1 protein-coding gene is annotated in these 631 nt (G+C 25.0%); it reads left to right on the top strand.

The genetic code is table 11. From position 1 onward, the window contains the following. A partial coding sequence (locus HMPREF1551_RS13805) for a hypothetical protein (RefSeq protein WP_021627350.1) occupies positions 1-469 on the top strand: 469 nt, incomplete at its 5' end. Between the last annotated feature and the right edge of the window lie 162 nt (positions 470-631).

Here is a 631-nt window from a genome sequence, read left to right as displayed (position 1 = left end):
AAATAAAATAGACAATAAAGATATAGAGATTGTTGAAAAAGCTATTCCTGCCAAATGTATTTCAAGTCTGTACGATTATATAAGAATCGATAAACGTACAAAAGAACCTTTAAGAGGAAAGTATAAAGTTATTGTAAATAAAGATGAGTATTACAAAACCTTCTTTGAAGAGGGTAATATTCGAATCGAAAATGATATCAACATAGTTAAGTATTATTGCAAAGGAAAATTATGGAAACTATATATATATGCTGGAAGAGAATATAGAGAATATACGTTGCTATCAAAAAGCAACCTTGATAAAGAAAAAGGAGTATTATATATCAAATATTTTAATTATAGTGATATAGATGAAAAAGAGCCTATTCTTATAAGAGAAAAAGATAAACAGAGTACAGAAAAATTTCTTAAAATATTTATACCATTAATAAAAGAGAAAGATATAAAAGCGTTTCTAAAAGATTTTTAGTTTCGCTTGTTAGCAATGGGAAACAATGATAAAAGACTCTGATTTAAAACCAATTGATAATGAATAAGACGACAAAAACACTCGGTTTAATAGTATTTGCTTTTTTTATATCTCAAAATCTATACAGCCAGTTATTTATAAATAAAATAGACAATAAAGATA

Origin of the sequence: Capnocytophaga sp. oral taxon 863 str. F0517, assembly GCF_000466425.1 — a bacterium.
Lineage (GTDB): Bacteria > Bacteroidota > Bacteroidia > Flavobacteriales > Flavobacteriaceae > Capnocytophaga.
This window is presented reverse-complemented; position numbering and strand designations above follow the sequence as displayed.